The organism is Microbacterium gorillae, assembly GCF_050990725.1.
Taxonomy (GTDB): Bacteria; Actinomycetota; Actinomycetes; order Actinomycetales; family Microbacteriaceae; genus Microbacterium; species Microbacterium gorillae_A.
Genome location: NZ_CP158844.1, coordinates 238281 through 256991, shown reverse-complemented (window position 1 = coordinate 256991; position 18711 = coordinate 238281). Strand labels below are relative to the sequence as shown.

At 68.7% G+C, this 18711-nt stretch carries 17 protein-coding genes; 12 read left to right on the top strand and 5 right to left on the bottom strand.

The features are described 5' to 3' along the window. Nucleotides 1-11 precede the first annotated feature (11 nt). Together ABTV68_RS01205 and ABTV68_RS01200 are read left to right on the top strand one after the other, a co-directional pair. Nucleotides 12-548, top strand: a complete 537-nt coding sequence (locus tag ABTV68_RS01205) for an OsmC family protein (protein WP_433675795.1) — start codon at nt 12-14, stop codon at nt 546-548. Nucleotides 549-701: 153 nt separating this feature from the next. Further along, a complete protein-coding gene (locus ABTV68_RS01200) occupies nt 702-1214 on the top strand; it encodes a hypothetical protein (protein WP_433675794.1) in 513 nt (170 codons plus the stop codon). Between the two features lie 104 nt (nt 1215-1318). Here ABTV68_RS01200 and hemL read toward each other — a convergent pair whose 3' ends face one another. Genes hemL through hemE form a run of 5 tightly spaced genes read right to left on the bottom strand, consistent with a single transcriptional unit; the run spans nt 1319 to nt 7318 of the window. After that, nucleotides 1319-2638 (bottom strand): glutamate-1-semialdehyde 2,1-aminomutase, encoded by a 1320-nt coding sequence (gene hemL / locus ABTV68_RS01195; protein WP_433675793.1) that lies wholly within the window; start codon nt 2636-2638, stop codon nt 1319-1321. After that, the gene (gene hemB, locus ABTV68_RS01190; RefSeq protein WP_433675792.1) at nt 2635-3606 is read right to left on the bottom strand and encodes a porphobilinogen synthase; all 972 of its coding nucleotides are present in this window, start codon (nt 3604-3606) and stop codon (nt 2635-2637) included. Before hemB ends, hemL begins: the two co-directional genes overlap by 4 nt. 44 nt (nt 3607-3650) lie before the next feature. Beyond that, nucleotides 3651-4649 (bottom strand): hydroxymethylbilane synthase, encoded by a 999-nt coding sequence (gene hemC, locus ABTV68_RS01185; RefSeq protein ID WP_433675791.1) that lies wholly within the window; start codon nt 4647-4649, stop codon nt 3651-3653. Continuing rightward, a complete protein-coding gene (locus ABTV68_RS01180) occupies nt 4642-6231 on the bottom strand; it encodes a protoporphyrinogen/coproporphyrinogen oxidase (RefSeq protein WP_433675790.1) in 1590 nt (529 codons plus the stop codon). The genes hemC and ABTV68_RS01180 overlap by 8 nt, the downstream gene beginning before the upstream one ends. Beyond that, nucleotides 6221-7318 (bottom strand): uroporphyrinogen decarboxylase, encoded by a 1098-nt coding sequence (gene hemE, locus ABTV68_RS01175; RefSeq protein ID WP_433675789.1) that lies wholly within the window; start codon nt 7316-7318, stop codon nt 6221-6223. The genes ABTV68_RS01180 and hemE overlap by 11 nt, the downstream gene beginning before the upstream one ends. A gap of 63 nt (nt 7319-7381) precedes the next feature. Between hemE and ABTV68_RS01170 the strand changes: the two genes are divergently transcribed. The 10 genes from ABTV68_RS01170 (at nt 7382) to ABTV68_RS01125 (ending at nt 18615) form a co-directional block, all read left to right on the top strand. After that, a complete protein-coding gene (locus tag ABTV68_RS01170) occupies nt 7382-8629 on the top strand; it encodes a glutamyl-tRNA reductase (protein ID WP_433675788.1) in 1248 nt (415 codons plus the stop codon). Nucleotides 8630-9436: 807 nt separating this feature from the next. Beyond that, the gene (locus tag ABTV68_RS01165) at nt 9437-10681 is read left to right on the top strand and encodes an MFS transporter (protein ID WP_433675787.1); all 1245 of its coding nucleotides are present in this window, start codon (nt 9437-9439) and stop codon (nt 10679-10681) included. Next, the gene (locus ABTV68_RS01160) at nt 10678-11688 is read left to right on the top strand and encodes a DUF2804 domain-containing protein (RefSeq protein WP_433675786.1); all 1011 of its coding nucleotides are present in this window, start codon (nt 10678-10680) and stop codon (nt 11686-11688) included. The genes ABTV68_RS01165 and ABTV68_RS01160 overlap by 4 nt, the downstream gene beginning before the upstream one ends. A gap of 46 nt (nt 11689-11734) precedes the next feature. After that, nucleotides 11735-12967, top strand: coding sequence for an MFS transporter (locus tag ABTV68_RS01155; protein ID WP_433675785.1), 1233 nt, complete (start codon nt 11735-11737; stop codon nt 12965-12967). Nucleotides 12968-13049: 82 nt separating this feature from the next. Further along, the gene (locus ABTV68_RS01150) at nt 13050-13385 is read left to right on the top strand and encodes a transposase (RefSeq protein WP_433674139.1); all 336 of its coding nucleotides are present in this window, start codon (nt 13050-13052) and stop codon (nt 13383-13385) included. A gap of 8 nt (nt 13386-13393) precedes the next feature. Next, nucleotides 13394-14239 carry an IS3 family transposase gene (locus ABTV68_RS01145; protein WP_433674138.1) on the top strand — a complete coding sequence of 282 codons (846 nt, stop codon included), beginning with the start codon at nt 13394-13396 and terminating at the stop codon, nt 14237-14239. A gap of 119 nt (nt 14240-14358) precedes the next feature. Continuing rightward, nucleotides 14359-14970 (top strand): rhomboid family intramembrane serine protease, encoded by a 612-nt coding sequence (locus ABTV68_RS01140; protein ID WP_433675784.1) that lies wholly within the window; start codon nt 14359-14361, stop codon nt 14968-14970. Between the two features lie 37 nt (nt 14971-15007). Next, complete coding sequence (locus ABTV68_RS01135) at nt 15008-16228, top strand: sensor histidine kinase (protein ID WP_433675783.1); 1221 nt, start codon at nt 15008-15010, stop codon at nt 16226-16228. Nucleotides 16229-16301: 73 nt separating this feature from the next. Next, a complete protein-coding gene (locus ABTV68_RS01130) occupies nt 16302-16973 on the top strand; it encodes a response regulator (RefSeq protein ID WP_433675782.1) in 672 nt (223 codons plus the stop codon). Between the two features lie 277 nt (nt 16974-17250). Further along, nucleotides 17251-18615: an acyltransferase family protein gene (locus ABTV68_RS01125; RefSeq protein ID WP_433675781.1), complete on the top strand. Its 1365-nt coding sequence runs from the start codon at nt 17251-17253 to the stop codon at nt 18613-18615. Nucleotides 18616-18711: the final 96 nt, after the last annotated feature.

Genomic DNA, 18711 nt, shown 5'->3' with positions numbered 1-18711 from the left:
CAGGAGAAGACATGACCGACCTCGCCGCCGAGCGCTCCCTCGCCACCCACCTGGTGCAGAAGGGTCACGCGATGCGCGCCGCCGCCATCGCCCGCCCCACGCAGGAGGACTGGGACGAGGTGATCGAGGCGCGCTGCATCGCTGATGACCACACCGGCGTCCGCAAGCTCGCCATTCGCGAGTTCTCCTTCCTCGGCGACGGCGGTGCCGACATCGGCGGCTGGAACCTCGGTCCGTCGTCCCCGGAGTATCTGCTCGGGGTGATCAGCACCTGCCTCACCCACACGTTCCTCTGCCTCGCCGCGATGCGGGATCTACCGCTGAACCGCGTGGAGGTGCGCGTGCAGGCGAACAACAACGACGCCGGATTCTTCGGGGTCGCCAGCGACCGTCCCACCCAACCGCACGACATCCGCATCCATGTCGACCTCGATGCCCCCACGCTCTCCGCCGAGGAGAAGACCGCGTTCATCGTGGAGGCCGAGGCGACGTGCCCCGTGGTGAAGGCGCTGCGCGAACCCCAGTCACTCACGCTGACGTCGGCGTAATTCGCCGAGACACCCATCCAAGTCCGAGAAACCCTGCAATGCGGAGTTTCTCGGACTTGCTTGGGTTTCTCGCGCGCTGTTGGAGCACCGCGCGCGAACCTATTCTGGGCGTGCGGACATCTCCTGGTAGCCATCACCGACGAAGGGGTCAGAGTGAAGATCTCGCGTTTTCTCATCGCCGGACTCCTGAGCGCCTCCGCCCTCGTGGGAACGACCGCATGCAGGTCGTCCACCAGCGGCGCCAGTGGTTCTCGTCACGAGCTCTACGAGTCGGTCGAGGAACTGGTGGCCGCAAGCGCGTTCGTCGTCACCGGCACGGTGACCGGACAGATCGAAACAGGCGACACCACCAACTCCACGTTCTCGGTCACGGGCTCGTACGCTCCGGCCGGTCTCAAGACGCCTGATGTTCCCCTCGACGACACCATCATCGTTCGCCAGATGGGCACATCCGGCGACGCTCTCCCGTATCCGCTCATGACCCCCGGCCAGGATTATCTGTTGTTCCTCGTTCCCACGGAACTACCGGGTGACGCCGGCGACGACTATTACGTGGTCGGCGGATCGGCAGGCATCTACGAGGTCGACGGTGAGGCATTCGTCCACGTGCCCTCGGATGAGGGTGACATGCTCCCGGAGAAGCTGACACCTGACGACCTCACGTAGCTCGGTGCCCAGCAAGCTGCTGACCCCGATCACGAGACGTCCGTCTACGGGCGAGAATCGCGTCCTCGCGCCGATTCTCGCCCACAGACGGAAGTCTCGCGGAATCAGACCGCGGCGGCGGCGCGGGCGGCAGCGGGAAGCGCTGCCGCGATGCGCTCCAGCGCGGCGTCGTCGTGAGCGGCCGTGACGAACCACGCTTCGAAGGCACTGGGCGGCAGGTTGATGCCCGCGTCCAGCATCGCGTGGAAGAACGCCCGATGCTGTGCCACGTTCTGCTGCTGCACCGTGGCGTAATCGCGCGGAGCCTCGGCGAAGTCTCCGAACACGACGCTGAACAGGGTGCCGGCACGCTGCAGCGAGAACGGGACACCGGCACCGGTCAGCGCACCCGCCACCTCGTCCGCGACGGTGTCAGCCGCGTGCCCGAGCGCACGGTAGGCGTCGTCATCCGCGTGGCGCAGCGTGGTGAGGCCGGCGGCCACCGCCAGCGGATTGCCCGACAGCGTCCCCGCCTGATAGACCGGGCCGAGCGGCGCCAGCAGGTCCATGATCTCGGCACGACCGCCGAGCGCGGCGAGCGGAAGACCGCCACCGACCACCTTGCCGAACGTGAAGAGATCGGGCGCAACTCCGGCCGGAACGCGCTCCTGCTCGATGCCCCAGTAGCCGGACCGGCTCGCGCGGAATCCGGTGAGCACTTCGTCCACGATCACCAGCGCACCGTTGCGGTGAGCCAGCTCGATCATCGCGGCGGTGAATCCGGGCTGCGGCAGCACCACGCCCATGTTGGCGGCAGCGGACTCCGTGATGATGGCGGCGATGCGCTCGCCGTGCTCAGCGAACGCCGCCTCGAGCGCGGCGAGATCGTTGTAGGGCAGCACCAGAGTCTGCCCGGCGGTCTCCGCCGTCACGCCCGCGGATCCCGGCATGGCCAGCGTCGCCAGACCCGAACCGGCTTCCGCCAGCAGACCGTCCGAATGTCCGTGGTAGTGACCGGCGAACTTCACGATGAGCGGCCGGCCGGTCGCGCCGCGCGCGAGACGGATCGCCGTCATCGTCGCCTCGGTGCCCGTGGACACCAGGCGCAGCCGCTCGACGTCGGGCATGCGCGCGATGATCTCCTCCGCCAGTTCCGCCTCCTGCGGAACCGAGGCACCGAAGCCCAATCCTCGGCTCGCGGCCTGCTGCACGGCGTCGACCACCGCGGGATGCGCGTGCCCGAGCAGCGCCGGACCCCACGATGCCACGAGATCGACGTACTCGTTGCCGTCGACGTCGGTGACGTAGGCCCCGCGACCGGACACGAGGAACCGCGGCGTTCCACCGACCGAACCGTACGCGCGCACCGGCGAGTTCACCCCACCAGGGATCACGCGCGATGCGCGGGCGGCCAGTTCTGCGCTGCGCGTGGTGTCCAGGCTCATCGCAGCCACCCCGCAAGCTCGACGGCGAAGTAGGTCAGCACGGCATCGGCCCCCGCACGCTTGATTCCCACCACGGACTCCTCGATCACCCGACGACGATCGATCCAGCCGTTCGCGGCGGCGGCCTCGATCATCGCCGCCTCACCGGAGACCTGGTAAGCCCAGACCGGAACGGGACTGATCGCGGCGACGTCCGACAGCACGTCGAGGTAGCTCATCGCCGGCTTCACCATGACGATGTCCGCACCCTCGGCGATGTCGAGCTCGGCCTCGCGAACGCCCTCGCGCCGGTTCGCCGGATCCTGCTGATAGGCGCGGCGGTTGCCCGTCAGCTGCGAGTCGACGGCCTCACGGAACGGGCCGTAGAACGCCGACGCGTACTTGGCCGAGTAGGCGAGGATCGCGGTGTCCTGATGACCGGCGCCGTCCAGCGCCTCCCGCACAGATGCCACCTGGCCGTCCATCATCCCGGAAAGACCCAGCAGCGCAGAGCCGGCCTCGGCCTGCGCGAGGGCCATGGAGCGATAGCGCTCCAGTGTCGCGTCGTTGTCCACGGCACCCGTGCCGTCCAGCACACCGCAGTGACCGTGGTCGGTGAACTCGTCCAGGCAGAGATCCGTCTGCACGACGAGGGCGTCACCCGCTTCCTCGACGACAGCGCGCGTCGCCACGTTGAGGATGCCGTTCGGGTCGTCCGCAGCGCTGCCGCGCGCATCCCTGACAGCGGGGACGCCGAACAGCATGATGCCGCCGATACCCGCCTCGGCCGCCTCGACGGTGGCGCGGCGCAGGGAGTCGATCGTGTGCTGCATGACGCCCGGCATGGAACCGATCGGCTGCGCCTGGTCGATCCCCTCGCGGACGAACACGGGGAGGATCAGCTCCGCCGGATTCAGCCGGGTCTCCGCGACCAGTCGGCGCATCGCCGGGGTCGTGCGCAGGCGGCGCGGACGGATGGTGGGGGTCATGCGAGTTCCTTCTTGTTCTCTGATCGGTGAGACGTCGGCGAACGTCATCGTGCGGCACCCAGGGGCGCGAGTTCCGCGGCACCCCGGGCGAGCAGATCGGCCGCGACTGCTCGCCCCAGTTCCTCCGCCACGGCGGAGTCATTCGGGTGCCAGTCGCGCTCGGCGGTCGCGGTGAGACGCGAGCCCCCATCCAGCGCGTACACGTGGCCGCTCAGCACGAGACGACCCTCATGGATCGACGCGTGCGCACCCACCGGAGCGGCACAGCCCGCCTCGAGTGCCGCGAGCAGCGCGCGTTCGGCGAGGGCGCTGGCCCGGGTGGCGGCGTCGTCGATGGCCGCGAGCGCGGTGGCGTAGGGCTCCACCGCGGCATCTTCTGCTCGCACTTCGATGGCGAGCGCACCCTGACCGGGTGCCGTGGGGGCGTCTTCCAGCGAGAAGCGCTCGGTGATCACGGAAGAGCGACCCAGGCGATCCAATCCGGCGCACGCGAGCACGACGGCATCCAGATCGGCGCCGACGCGGGCGAGCCGTGTGTCGACGTTGCCGCGCAGGTCCTGCACGTCCAGATCTGGGCGGCGGGCGAGCAGCTGAGCCACGCGACGCGGTGAGCCGGTGCCCACCCGGGCGCCGCTGGGAAGATCCGCCAGCGACAGACCGTCGCGGGCACACAGCGCGTCGCGGGCGTCGGCGCGCTCGGGAATCGCGCCGATCACGATGCCCTCGCACGACCCGGTGGGCAGATCCTTCAGGGAATGGACGGCGATATCGCACTCACCATCGAGCAGGGCGTCGCGCAGTGCGCTGACGAAGACCCCGGTGCCACCGAGCTGAGACAGCGGCGCGCGCGATGTGTCGCCGTGGGTGGTCACGAGCACGAGCACCACGTCGAGTCCCGTGGCGGCGGCGATGGCTTCTGCCACCGTGGTGGTCTGCGCCACCGCGAGCGCGCTGCCGCGCGTGCCGATCCGAAGCAGTCCCGGTCGCGCCGGAAGCGGCGAATCCGATCGGTGGATGCTCACCGTAGACGGGGTGTCATTCATGCTGCGGACGTACCTCTCCGGTCTGTGTGGAACCGGAGACGCTCCGGTGAAGTGCTGCGAGGGTGTCGGCGGCGGCGCGACGCGCACCGGGGATCACGGAGGCGAGCCCGGTGCCGCTGACCCAGTCTCCCGCGAGAGCGAGGCCCGGCGGGAGCGCGTCTGCGGTTGTGTCGGGCGAACCGCTGACATTGGTCCACACCCGGCGACGCATGCCGCGGACGGACGAGGGCGCCAGCGCGATGTCGAGGATGCGCGAGGCGTCGGCGAGCGCGAGCGCGGTGGTCATTGCATCGTCCAGTCCCAGAGTCTCGGGGGCACGGCCGAGGCGGCCGTAGGAGAGGCGCAGCACATGTGGTCCGGTCGCGCGCTCCGGCCACTTCGCAGTGACGTGGGTGAGGGCCTTCGCGGTGATCACGGATGCGCCGGCGCTCTCGGCGATGAGCACGCCGGTGCCGCGCGGGGCGGCGTCGAGCCTCGCGTCGTCGATCAGCAACGCGACGACCTCGACCTCCGCCGGTGTCGCGTTGGCGCGGCCGAGCAGCGGGGCGGCGATGTGCTCCGGCACGGCGAGCACGACGGCATCTGCGCGCAGCTCTGCGTCCTCCGTCAGAATCCGCCAGAGTCCCGGTTCCTGAGGGCACTTCGTCTCGCCGAGCGGCTCGCTCAGCAACCGCGAGGCGAGACCACCCCCCGGTTCCTGAGCGAGCGAAGCGAGACGAAGGGGCCCTCCCTCGGGATCAGACGTCGCGCTGCCCGGCTCGATCACACCGCCCGGCCCCTCAGCGTCACGCCGCACCGCGATCACACGGGTGCCGGTATGCACGGCGACACCGAGCAGATCCAGCTCCTCCCGCAGCCGCGACACGAGGCTCGCCATCCCGCCGCGAAGACCCGCGACCGCGCCGCCGGCAGCTGTGCGGCTGGCGCGCAGATCGCGAGCGGCGAGGATCAACGATCCACGCCGCGCATACGCCTCGGCCAGCCCCGGAATGGATCGAACCGTCATATCCGCAGGGTCGGTGGAGTGGATGCCCAGCACCACCGGCCGCACCAGACGGTCGAGCACGCGGGCTCCAAGGCGCGCGCGGATCACGTCATCGAGCGCTCCCGATCGTCCGATCGACGGCGGGAGCAGGGGCTCGATGGCGGCACGCATCGCCCCCGCCACCCCCAGCGCCCGAACCGTGGACCACGACAGCGGCGTCGCCGGAATCCCGATCGTGCCGGCAGGTGGCAGCGGTACCGCGCGGGCGGCATCGGACGTGACGACCCACGAACCCAGCGACGCGGGGTGCACGATCTCGTCCGCCATCCCGAGCTCGGTGAGCAGCGCCGCAACGGCGCCGCCGCGGGTCGCGAAGGACTCCGCGCCGATGTCGAGCGTGACGTCGTCGATGTTCTCTCGGCGCACCCGTCCGCCGAGTTCGTCGCCGGCCTCAAGCAGCACAACTCGAGCGCCGGAGCGCGCGAGCTCCCATGCCGAGACCATCCCGGCGATTCCACCACCGATGACGACGACCGCGCCCGACCCTTCGGCAGAAGGGTCCGACAAGGCCGACCGCTGAGCGGTGTCAGAGAGCATGTGCCCGTTCCACGATCCGGGTCAGCACGTCGGGGTCGGTCTCCGGCGGAACGCCGTGGCCCAGGTTCAACACGTGTGCGGGGGCGCGCTTGCCGCGACGGATGACGTCATCGAGATGGGCCTCGCGCACGGCGGCAGGCGCACCCAGGTAGGCGGGATCGAGGTTTCCCTGCAGCGGGAACGCGTCGCCCAGTCGGCGGCTGGCGTCATCGAGCGGGGTGCGCCAGTCCACGCCGAGCGCGCTCGGCGCGATGTCCGCGAGCTCCTCCAGCAGGTGGCCGGAACCAACGGCGAAGTGGATCATCGGGACACCCGCGTCCGCGTCCGGGCCCACCCGGAAGTCCCGCACCGCGTCCAGTGTCCGGCGCGACGCGGGGGCAACGAGGGCACGGTAGTCGGCGGCGCTCAGCGAACCGGCCCACGAGTCGAACAGTTGCACGGCGCTGGCGCCCGCCTCCACCTGGGCCTGCAGGAAGGTGCCGGAGAGATCGGCTGCCCATTCCAACAGTTCGCGCCAGGTGTCGGGTTCCGCGTGCATGAGGGTTCGCGCCCGCAGGTGATCGCGCGACGGACCACCCTCCACGAGGTACGCGGCCAGCGTGAACGGAGCACCCGCGAAACCGATCAACGGCGTGCTGCCGAGTTCGGCGACCGTGAGGCGGACAGCCTCGCGGACGGGCTCCAGCGCCTCGCGCAGTCGCTTGGGGGTGAACTCCGCGCGAGCACGGGCGACGTCGGATGCGGTGCGGATCGGGTGCGCGAACACGGGGCCGCGTCCGGCGACGAGATCCACATCGACGCCCGCCAGCCAGAGCGGAACCACGATATCGCTGAAGAACACGGCGGCATCCACTCCGTGACGACGTACCGGCTGCAGCGTGATCTCGCTCGCGAGCTCCGGGGTGACGCACGCGTCGAGCATGCGGTGATCGGCACGAATGCTGCGGTACTCGGGCAGCGACCGCCCCGCCTGACGCATGAACCACACCGGGAGTCGGTCGGGTCGATCGCCGCGCAGCGCACGCACGAGCGAGGCGTTGCCGGTGCGGCCGTCGACGAGCGGGTGGGAAGCCTGGGGAGTGTTCATCAGATGAAGATGCTAACTTACAGTTCTGCGGGTTCCATCCACGATGCCTCCAGCCTCGCCCCGATGCCACCCCTCCCCGCTCACGACTTTCTTGAGAAGACCATGCTGCTCTGCCTTTCCGTCGATCATCGGACCGCCGATCTCGAACTACTCGAACGCATCGAGCGCCGCGCGGAGACGGTGACCGCCGCACTGAGTGACGACACCGCCCGTGGCGTGGTGGTGCTGGCCACCTGCAATCGGTTCGAAGCCTATGTCGACGCCCCCGATCACGGGCCGGAACCCGCACTGGAAGCGGTGGCTCGCGCCGCGCAGCTCACTCCTGCCGAGCTTGCCGACACCTTCACCATCCATCACGACGACGCCGCCGCCGAGCATCTGTTCGCGGTCTCGAGTGGGCTTGAGTCAGCGGCCGTGGGCGAGGGAGAGATCGCCGGCCAGGTGCGGCGGGCTCTGGAGACCGCACGCGCCGCCGGACGTACCAGCACCGATCTCGAGCAGCTTTTCCAGCACGCGATGACCGTGTCGAAAGAGGTCAAGAACCGCACCGGCCTGCAGACCCGCGGCCGCTCCCTGGTGCAGCTCGCGCTCACGCTGGTCGACGCGCGGGTGACGGACTGGAGCACGGCACGCGTCGTGCTCATCGGAACGGGCGCTTACGCCGGAGCGAGCCTGGCTGCGCTGCGTGTGCGCGGGGCGGACAACATCGCGGTGTTCTCGCCCTCGGGTCGTGCCGAGGCGTTCGCGGCGAGCCACGATCTCCGCCCCATCTCCGACAGCGATCTTGTCGCGGAGCTCAGCCGCGCGGACGTCGTCGTGGCCTGCAGCAGCACCAATGACCCCGTCCTCACCCGCGAGCATCTCCGCGGCACAACCCGGCCTCGGGTCCTGATCGACATGGGCCTGCCGCGCAACATCTCGCCGGATGTGGGCGAGGAGGCGGGCGTCGAGCTGCTGGATCTGGAGACGATCGCCCTGCACGCGCCGATTCCCGAACTGGGGGCCGAGCTGGAGGCACGTGACATCGTGCGCACCGCTGCAGCAGAGTTCGCCGCGCTGCGTGCCGAGCGCGAAGTGGTTCCGGCGCTCCGCAACATGCGGGCCTTCGTCACCGCGGTGATGGAGGATGAGATCGCGCGGCTCCGTGGACGAAACGCGGAGAACGCCGATCAGATCGAAGCCGCACTCCGCCACGCCCTCGGTCGCGTGATGCATCGCCCCACGGTGCGACTGCGTGCGCTCGCTCGTGCCGGCGCCGCGACAGAGGCCTCCGCCGCCGTCACGGCTCTCTTCTCCCCCGATCCGTTGTAGCCCGAACTCCGTGGTCAATAGCTGAGCGAACCCCCTGAGCCGTCGTCGCGGCACCCCAGCCCGGCCACGCACTGGCGCCGGTCTCAGATTCTGCGAATCTTCGACCGCACTCCTGCACGTGCTGAGACCACCCACGCCGCTGATCTCACAAACCGCACACTCCAAGCGACACATCAACCTGCTTTGAGACCACGCGCGCGACAGCGCGAGGACGTGTCGCCGCTGCCAGCCAAATCACCGGCCCGGCCTCCGCTGACCCCGGTCTCAACTTCTGCGAATCCTCGACCCGACCGCCGCGCTTGGTGAGACCACCCACGCCGTCGGTCTCACAAAACGCACACTCCACGCGACACATCAACGCGTTCTGAGACCAGCGCGGGCGACGACGCGACAACACGACTCATCCATCCATCGGTTCGCGACCGAACATCCACACCGACCGGTTCGGGAGCGAACGCTCACCCACCGGCTGCTGAGCGTGCTCCAACCCACCTGCTGAGGGAGCCCACACCCCGACTGAGCCTTCCTCGCGGTACCGCCGGCCCGACCTCACACCGGCCTCGGTCTCAGATTCTGCGGATCCCCGACTCCACCACCGCACTATGTGAGACCACCGACGTCACTGGTCTCACAGAGTGTTCATGTGAGGCGACACATCAACCTCTCTTGAGACCACCGCGCGCTGCAGCCCCACCGCAGACCATAGCTATGGGTTTCGCAACGCGGCGTCCAGTCGTAAGGTGGGAATCCCGAAAACCGAGCGATGCTCGGGCGTCAACGCGCATCGTCGCGCGTGAAAGGAGCACCGTGAGCGCGTCCGCGCCCGGCACCATCGCCCCGCCCGTGCGGCACACCCGACTGCTCACCTGGCTGTTCCTGTTGAACGCCGCGATCCTGACGATCTACTCGGCGTTCATCGTCATCCTGATACCCGATCAGGTCGAGGGGATTGACCCGGCGAACAAGGTCGCGAACCTCGCGATCCTCATGACCGCGTCGTCCATCATGACCATCGTGATCCATCCGCTGATCGGCGCGCTCTCCGACCGAACACGCAGTCGGCTCGGCCGTCGGGCACCGTGGATGATCGGTGCCGCCGCCACGACCGTGCTGTTCCTGGTGCTGCTCGCCGGTGCGGCAAACCTGTGGACGCTGTGCCTGTACTGGGTCCTCATGATGCTGTGCGTGAACGCGGTGGCCACCGTGGGATCCGCCGTGGTCCCCGACCACTTCGCGAAGGAGAGCCTCGGCAAGGCGAGCGCCGTCGTGGCGCTCGGCATCTTCGTGGGCATGGGCGCGGGCGTCGGGCTCGCCGGCTTCGCCACCGCGCACCTCGGCATCGGCTACACCGCGTTCGGGATCGGTTTCCTGATCGTGTGCGTGTTGTTCGTGGCGCTCAATCGAGATTTCGCCTCGACCGACCTCCCGCGCGACCCCTTCTCCTGGCGCTCATTCGCGGCGAGCTTCTGGGTCAGCCCGAAGCACTTCCCCGACTTCTGGTGGGCGTTCGCGGGACGGTTCTTCCTGATCCTCGCCTACCAGTCCGTGCAGTCGTACCTGCTGTACATCCTGCGCGACTTCATCGGCATCTCGGATGCGGAATCCATCGCACTCTCCACGCCGATCACCGGAATCATGCTGGTGGGCGCTCTGCTCACCACCTTCTTCGTCGGTCGCCTTTCCGATCGCACCGGAAGGCGCAAGATCTGGGTGATGGTGGCGTCGATCGTGATGGCGGGCTCCCTGGTGATCCCCCTGATCTCCCCCACGCTCGCCGGGATGTTCGCGCTGGCCGCCGTGTTCGGGATCGGCTATGGCGCGTACATGAGCGTTGACTCGGCCCTGATGACCCAGGTGCTGCCGTCGTCCGAGGCCGCCGGCAAGGATCTCGGGATCCTGAACATCGCGACGGCCCTGCCGCAGGCGCTCACCCCGGCGATCGCGGGCTTCCTGATTTTGCACGCCGGCGGCTACACGGCCCTGTTCATCGCGGGCATCGTGTTCGCTGTCCTCGGTGCGCTCACGGTCATCCCGATTCGGAGCGTGCGATGACGGAGCACGAGCTGACCGCTCCCGTGCCGCTCTGCGACGAGAAGGGTCGTCTGAATCCCGCCTCCGTCGGGTGGAGTCGCCGGCAGCTCATCGACACCTCGCGCATCGGGCACGGCTGGTACGGCTGGGGACGCAACAAGCGCTGGGAGTACTGGGGCATCATCACCCCGACGCACTTCCTCGCGATGACGATCGCCGCCCTGGACTACGCCAACCTCCGCCAGATCTGGGTCATGGACCGCGCCACGGGCATCGAGGTGGACGCAGTGGAGATCTCGGCGCTGTCACAGGGCGTGCAGCTTCCGGGATCACTCGGCGACGGCGACGCGACATCTCGAGGACGTGCGATGCGGCTGGCCTTCGCGGAGGTCGCCGGCGGCACCCGACTCACGGCCGCGAGCGCGCGCGTCAGCATCGATGTCGTCGCTGAGCGGCTCCCGGGGCACGAGGCGATGGGCACCGCAGCTCCGTTCTCCAACTTCCTCGTGGAGTACACGGTGAAGGATGTCGATCGACCGGTGCACGGCTCCGTGGTGATCGACGGCGAACGCTTCGAAGTGCCGCCGGGATCGTCGTGGGCGGTGCTTGACCACGGCCGGCTGCGGGCGCCGTATCGCACGTCGTGGAACTGGGGCGCCGGGGCCGGGATGTCTGCAGGCCGGCGCATCGGGCTGCAGCTCGGCGGCGGAGGGCCTCTCGCGATCCGCCGTGGCATCTCGCAGAACGCGTTCACCGTGAACGGCCGCGTGCACAAGGTCGCGGAGGCGCTGGTGTGGGAGTTCGATGCGGATGACTGGCTGGCGCCGTGGCGCATCCGCAACGACCGGATGCAGCTGTCGTTCCTGCCGATGCACGATCGCTACGCCAAAACCGATCTGCTCGTGATCCGCTCCGAAACACACCAGTGCTTCGGCACCTATCGGGGCCGCGTGCGAACGGACGAGGGCGAGTGGATCGAGCTGGACGGCATCGACGGGTGGGCCGAGGACGTGCACAACCGCTGGTGAGCGCGCACTAGCCTGATTCCATGCGGTCTGTGGTGCGGAGCCCCCAGTGACGGGGCCGATCTGGACCGGTCACGAACGCGGCAGCAGCGGCTATCGGCGCATGATTCTCGCACTGTTCGCCGCGGGGGTCGCGACGTTCTCGCAGCTGTACTCGGTACAGGGCGTGCTTCCGGAGTTGGCGGCCGATCAGCGGGTGTCCTCCGCCGACGCTGCGCTGGCCGTGTCGTTCGCCACGCTCGGACTCGCGATCGCGGTGATTCCGTGGTCGTTGCTGGCGGATCGGCGGGGCCGACGCACCACGATGCGTGTCTCGATCGTGGCGGCGGTGGTCCTCGGGATTCTGGTGCCGTTCTCGCCGACGTTCGAGGTGCTCCTCGCGTTGCGTTTCGTGGAGGGCCTGGCGCTCGGTGGGATTCCCGCGGTGGCGCTCGCCTACCTCGCGGAGGAGGTCTCGCCGCTCGCCGCCGCAGTGGCGGGTGGCACGTACATCTCCGGCACGTCGCTCGGCGGTCTGTTCGGTCGGCTCCTGTCGGGGCCGCTCAGCGAGGTGTTCACCTGGCGGATCGGCATGCTGGTGGTGTCGCTATTGGCCGCCGCGGCCGCCATCGTGTTCTTCGTCACGGCACCAGCGCCGCGCGGGTTCGTCCCCGTGGTGCGCGGATCGGAGCGCGATGTACCGCTGGGGCGAAAGCTCCTAGCGTGCCTGCGCGATCGGCGTCTGGTCGCCCTGTTCTGCCAGGGCGGACTGCTGATGGGTGGGTTCGTCGCGGTGTACAACTACCTCGGATTCCGCCTGCAGCTGCCACCCTTCTCCCTCCCGGTGGCACTGTCGTCCTTCCTCTTCCTCGCCTATCTGTCCGGCACCTGGTCGTCCGCGCAGTCGGGTCGAATCGCGCTGCGACGGGGCCGGTTCGCGGTGCTGCTCGGCTCGGCGATCCTGATGCTGGGCGGCCTTCTCCTCACCGGGATCCCCGCCCTCGCCGCGGTGATCGTGGGGTTGCTGCTGTTCACCGCCGGCTTCTTCGCCGCGCATGCCATGGCCTCCAGCTGGGTGCCCGTGCTGGTGCGCACCGGCCGGGCTCAGGCGTCCAGTCTCTACAACCTGGCGTACTACGGCGGATCGAGCCTCTTCGGCTGGGCCGTGGGTCTGGCCTTCCAGGACGCCGGCTGGTGGGGAGTGATCCTCGCCGTGGGCGTGCTGGTGATCGCGGCGATGTGCATCGCTGTCGCCACGCTTCGTCACGAACCCTCCGGCCGCCCCTCTCCCGCCACCCCATGACCCGCGAGACTTCCGTCTGTGGGCGAGAATCACCGCGTTTGCGGTGACCCGCGGATGGTGGAGGCTGTGTCTCAGGTGATTTATGGAAGAGCAGGGGAAGCGTCCTGAGCGGCGCAAGGGTCAGCAGTGGCATCCGGATCAGCGTGCGGAGGCGGTGCGGATCTATCGGGAGTCGAGGGGGCGCACGATTCGTGCGGTCGCGGATGATCTCGGGGTTCCGTTTCAGACGCTGTATCGGTGGGTGCGGACGGCTCGTGATATCGAGCTGGATCCGTCGGGGACGTTGACGGATGCTGCGCGCAAGCGTGTGCGGAAGTTGGAGGAGGAGAACGCTCGACTGCGCAAGGAACTCGACTTCGAGAAAAAAGCGCGCGCCTTCGTTCAGGAGATCTCTCGCCGGCGGAATGGTTCGCGGTGATCGATCGAATGAAGGCTGATTTCTCCATCCAGTACCTGTGCCGCAAGTTCGGTGTCTCCGAGTCGGGGTACCACGCCTGGAAGACGCGACCGCTGTCGGCGACAGCGCAGTGGCGGGCGGTGTTGCACGCGAAAGTGCTCGGCCTGTTCGTGCGGTCCTTGTATACCGTTGGGCACCGCAAGATCGCCGCTGACCTGAGGATAGATCACGGCTTGCCCGTGAACCCGAAGAGCGTCCTGAAGGCGATGAAGGCGATGAAGCTGATGCCCCGAGCCACCGAGGCGGCGTTCGAGCGGGCCGCGGCCCGGGCCCGGGCGAGCGCCGACCCGGAGGACCTCGTCGACCGTCACTTCTCCGACGTGCTGGAGCCGGGAATGGTGCTCGTCGGCGACATCACCTACGTCCGTACCGATGAAGGATGGCTCTATGTCGCCACTGTCATCGATCTGGCCTCACGTTCGGTGATCGGGTGGGCATCGGGTGCCAGACAGACCGCGGAGCTGGTCGTGACAGCGTTGCGACGAGCGTTGCGCAGCGGGCACGTCAAGGAGAACGCGATCTTCCACTCCGATCACGGCACCCAATACCGGTCGAAGCGATTCGCAGGGTTCTGCCGCAAGCACAGCATCCGAAGGTCGATGGGCAAGAACTTCCAGTGCTGGGATAACGCTGTCGCCGAGTCGTTCTTCTCCAAGCTGAAGCAGGAACGACTCCGCTGGCAGCGCTTCACCACCCGGGCGCAGGCCACGAACGCCGTCGCGGACTACATCCAGTACTTCAACACCGCGCGACGACACCAGAGCCTGGACTACGCCACCCCAGCCGAAAAGCTGACAGAACTCATCGCCGCGTAACCGGCAGAAAGGAAACGAGACACCAACTCCACGAAACGCGGGTCACGCTAGTTGCGCGGATTCTCGCCCACAGACGGAAGTCTCGGGGTTGTGTGAGGTCCGACCTCTACGCTGGCTGCATGAGCGAGCTCGCCCCCGCCCGAAGGTCACCGATCCGCGGACGCATCGCCACCGCGGCAATCACCAGCGCGGGGTTCGTCGCGCTGCTCTGGGTGATCGAGATCGTCGACACCGTCCTGGGCAACAGCCTCGACTACTACGGCATCCAGCCGCGTGAGATAAACGGTCTGTGGGGAATCCTCTGGGCTCCGTTGCTGCACGGCGGTTGGCAGCACTTGCTCGCCAACTCCGGACCCGCGCTTGTACTGAGCTTCGTGATCCTGCTCTCCGGCGTGACGCTCTGGCTCGAGGCCACGGCGATCATCTGGGTGGTCGCCGGCGTGGGGACCTGGCTCATCGCGCAGCCGAACAGCGTCCACATCGGTGCTTCCTCGCTGATCTTCGGCTGGATCACGTTCCTCGTGCTGCGAGGCATCTTCGCCCGCAGCGCGCTGCAGATCGTGGTGGGCATCCTGGCACTCGCGGCATACGGCGGCGTGCTGTGGGGTGTGTTCCCGGGGCAGCAGGGGATCTCGTGGCAGGGGCATCTGTTCGGTGCCATCGGCGGCGTGATCGCTGCTGTGCTCCTCGGACGCCGTGCTCGCGAGAACGCCACCCCTACCACGGGGTGATGCGCGGCCGGTGCGCGCCGCCTAGCGTGGGAGCAGCATGAACGACACCGCTGCTTCCCTCCGCCGCTGGGGCGTGATGACCGACCGTGTGCTCCCGGGCCGACGCGCGCTCATCATCTGGATCCTTGCTGCGGCCGCCGCTATCGCTCTCCTCGCCGTCACCGCGACGCTGGGCGCGACCGAGTACCGAATCCCGGCCGGAGCCATCGTAATCTTCGCGACGATGCTCGCCGCGGCGATCCCCGGAGCACTGATCGCGCCGTACTGGGCGACCGCCGCCGCAGTGCTGGCCGCCGCATCGCTCTCCGCCCTCGCGTCACCGGACACGGCGGCACCCTGGCCCGTGGCCGTTCCGACGATGATCGCGCTCACGTTCACCTGGATCATCGTGGGACTGCGGGCGCGGTGGTGGGTGGCGGCCTGCGGGTGGGCGCTCACGAACTTCATTGCGCTGATGACGGCGAGCGAGTACGGCGAACGCGTGGCCGTGGGCACGGTGGTGGCGGATCTGGTGGTCTTCGCATCGGTGTCGCTGCTGGGCGTCGGAGTCGGGGTGATGCTCCGCAACTGGACCATCATCCGAGCCGAACTCACCCGACAGCAGGCCATGACCGCCGCCGAGCACGCCCGACGCGAAGCCGTGGAAGACAAGGCGCGCATCGCCCGCGAACTGCACGACGTGGTGGCGCACGGGATGTCCGCCATCCAGATCCGCGCGGCGTCGGCCCGCTATCGACTGGCAGGGCTCTCGGACGAGGCAGCCGCGGAGTTCGACGACCTCGCCGCAACCGCGCGGACTTCCATGGCGGAGATGCGCACGATCCTCGGTCTGCTGCGCGACGAGGAGTCGACGGTCCAGCGCGCCCCCCAGCCCGGATTCGCTGACCTGAGCGCGTTGATCGCCCGCGCCCGCGACCTCGCTCCCGTCGCCGAGAGCGGACGCTGGGAGCTGAACGACGCCGAGCAGGCCGACCCGGTGTTCGGGCTCACGGTCTATCGCGTGGTGCAGGAGGCGCTGAGCAACGCGGCACGCCACGCGCCGGGTGCCGCGACGCGGATCGACTGGGAAGATGAGCAGGATTCGCGCATCGTGACCATCACGAACGAGGCCCCCGAACTGCCCGCAGCGGCTCGCTCCGACGGCGGAGGGCAGGGGTTGCGTGGAATGCGCGAGCGCGTTTCGGCGCTCGGCGGTGCGGTGTCGGCCTCCCCCGTCGACGGCGGCTTCCGCGTCCGCGTCAGTTTCCCGCGGGCGTGATCTCTGACACGGCGCACGGATCGGTCCTTTCGCGCGCGATGAACTCAGAATGGACACGGACGAAGGGAAGCGCATGACGAGTGTGCTGATCGTGGACGACCAGGCGATGGTGCGCGCCGGCTTCGCGGCCATTCTGCAGGCGCAGGACGGCATCGATGTCGTGGGTCAGGCCGGCGACGGCGCCGAGGGCGTGGCGCAGGCGCGATCACTGCGACCGGACGTCGTGCTCATGGACGTGCGCATGCCCACCATGGACGGCATCGAGGCGACCCGTCAGATCCTCGCGTCAGCCGAGCGTGACGGCAGGCCCGCCCCCGCCATCCTGATTCTCACCACGTTCGACGCCGACGAGTACGTGCATGACGCGCTCGGCGCGGGGGCCAGCGGATTCCTGCTGAAAGACGCACTTCCGGACGAGCTGGTGCAGGCCGTGCGCATCGTGGCGGCGGGCGATGCACTCCTCGCGCCCCGCATCACGAAGCGACTTCTCGAACGGTTCGCCGCGACGCGTCCGGCGGTGAACACCCATTCTCTTCGCCTCAACGACCTCACCGAACGCGAGCACGAGATCCTCGTCCTGGTGGGTCAGGGGCTTTCCAACGGCGAGATCGCCGCGCAGCTGTTCCTCGCGGAGCAGACCGTCAAGACCCACGTCAGCCGGATCTTCAGCAAGCTGCACCTGCGCGATCGCGTTCAGGCCGTGATCCTCGCCTACGACGCCGGGCTCGTCTCCCCCGCGGGCTGACCCGCTGCATCCGCGCCTCGCCACGCACCCGGGTACTGGGCTCACGAACTGCAGCCCTCGGCCTCGAAGAAGTCAACTACTGAGACCAGGCGTCGGACTGCTCTCAGAAGACGGCCGGCGAACGCTCAACACGAGCGCAAACTGAGACCGGGCGGCGCGCGTCGGGGCGGAACGCAGTAGCGGGCGCGCGTCGGCGCGGAACGTAGTACCGGGGTAGGGGGTCGAAGGCGACCGGGGCGGGACGCGGGACCTCACACCTTCACCGGACAGTGTGTTCATGGCACTCGTCTCCCCCTTCATCGCATCTCCGTCCGTCACGGTGGCGCGCCCCGTCTCGCACCGAGCGAGCACGGCGGCAGCGATCGGGGCGATCCGACCTCCGTCGACGCGCGACGGATCGGTCGACGCCGTCCGCGCGGTTCTTCTCGGCATCGTGGTGCTGCTGCACGCGTTCATGGTGGGCGTCGGTCGCGACGAATCAGGTACGCCGCTGCTGGAGAACGCGATGGAGCATTGGGCCGGGTTCCCCGCCCTCACGTGGGTGGTGCAGATCATGCCGCTCTTCTTTGTGCTCGGCGGCTTCGCGAGTTTCACGCAGTGGACGCGGCTGCGAGAGCGCGGGACGACGGCGTCCGATTACATCGCGGCACGCGTCCGGCGACTGCTGATCCCGGCCGGCGCCGCGATCAGCGCCATCGCTGTCTTCCTGGCCGCACTCGTGATGACGGGCGTACCGCCCGAGGTCGTCTCCGTGGCTGGCTTCCGCATCGGCCAGCCCTTCTGGTTCCTGGCGGTCTACCTCGTGTGCAGCGCTCTGGTTCCCGCGATGGTGCGCCTTCACGAGCGGCACCGCGTCCTCACCCTCGGCGCGCTCGCGGCAGGCGCACTGCTCGTCGACATCGTCCGAGTCACCACCGGCTTCACGGCGATCGGCCTCCTCAACATGGCCTTCGTGTGGTTGCTGATGCAGCAGATCGGCTTCTCCCTGGCCGACCGGCGCTTCGATCGCATCCCGCGATCCCGAGTCGTGATGATCGGCGCCGGGTCGGTGCTTCTGCTGGCGATCACGATGCTCACCGGCTTCTACCCGACCGATCTGCTTTCCGCTCTGAACCCGCCGATGGGCGCGCTGGTCCTCCTCGGCATCGCCCAGGTATCCCTCTTCCTGCTGCTGCGCCCCGCACTGCGCCGGGTCACGAACGGACGTGCATCGACCGTCATCGGCTGGATCAACGCCCGCGCGATGACGATCTATGCCTGGCACATGCTGGTGGTGGTCGCGCTGGCCGGCTCGCTGCTTCTCCTCCCGATCGATCTGCCCACTCCCCTCAGTTCCGACTGGTGGGCCACGCGCCCGCTGTGGCTTGTGGGCGTGATGATCGCCGTCGCGGCACTGGTGGCCATCGTCGGGCGCACGGAAGCGCGGCGCCCCTCCCCGATCGACGGCGTACGTGCACCGTGGGCGACTGCCTCTGCTGTGGTTGCGACGGCCGCGGTCGTGCTGGCGCTGCTCGGCGGCTCCGCTCCAGCGGCCTGGGTGATCGCGGCCGCACTCGCTCCGCTGGCGATCTGGATAGCGAGCCGCGCGGCGGGTCCTCGCACGGCAGCGGAGACCGCGATACCGGCCGGACGCCAGGGCTGAGAGGAGACGCACCGCGGAACATCCTGCGGTGCGTCTCGCTGTGCCCCTGTTGCGATGCCGCGAACGGATCGACCGTTGCTCGGTGACGCGGGACCT